Genomic DNA, 645 nt, shown 5'->3' on the forward strand with positions numbered 1-645 from the left:
GCCAAGGCGCGTTCAGATTATCGAGCAATTCTTTCTGCTCTTTATGCTGATGGACGCTACGGTGGTGTTATTAGTATTAAAATTAATGGCTTAGAAGTCGCTGATTTAAGTCCGGTAACTCAACTTCCAGCACAATCCAATATTGTTATTACAATTAATGCCGGTCCACAATATGTTTTTAGTATTGCAGATATTGATAAAGTAGCTCCGTTTGAAAAACGTAAAGCGCATAAAATGCCCACAATTGAAGAATTGGGCTATAAAGTTGGGGCTATTGCTAAATCTGAAACCATTTTGAAAGCAGAAAAATGGGCGATAGAAGGATGGCGTCAACAAGGTTATGCCAAAGCTAAAATTATGAAAAGTGAGGTCGTGGCTGATCATGCTGCGTTGCGTGTTGAAGGACGGATTGTTGTTGATCTTGGACAAAAGGCTCATTATGGTCCTTTAAGTGTGCGTAATATAAGTAATAAACCACGTGTAGATTCAGCTTATATCGCATGGATGACCGGATTGAAGCAAGGTCAGAAATACGATTCCGATGCGTTAGCGAAGGCAAATGAACGTCTTGCGCGCCTTGGTGTTTTTCGTGCTATCAATATACGTGAGGCTGATACCATTAATCTAGATGGCAGTTTACCGCTT

1 pseudogene is annotated in these 645 nt (G+C 40.6%); it reads left to right on the forward strand.

Going from position 1 to position 645, the window contains the following annotated elements:
- A pseudogene (locus tag ACFIKE_RS12090) lies at positions 1 to 645 on the forward strand (outer membrane protein assembly factor); the annotation flags it as partial.

It is taken from the genome of Bartonella sp. MU70NMGDW (assembly GCF_042194085.1).
Lineage (GTDB): Bacteria > Pseudomonadota > Alphaproteobacteria > Rhizobiales > Rhizobiaceae > Bartonella > Bartonella grahamii.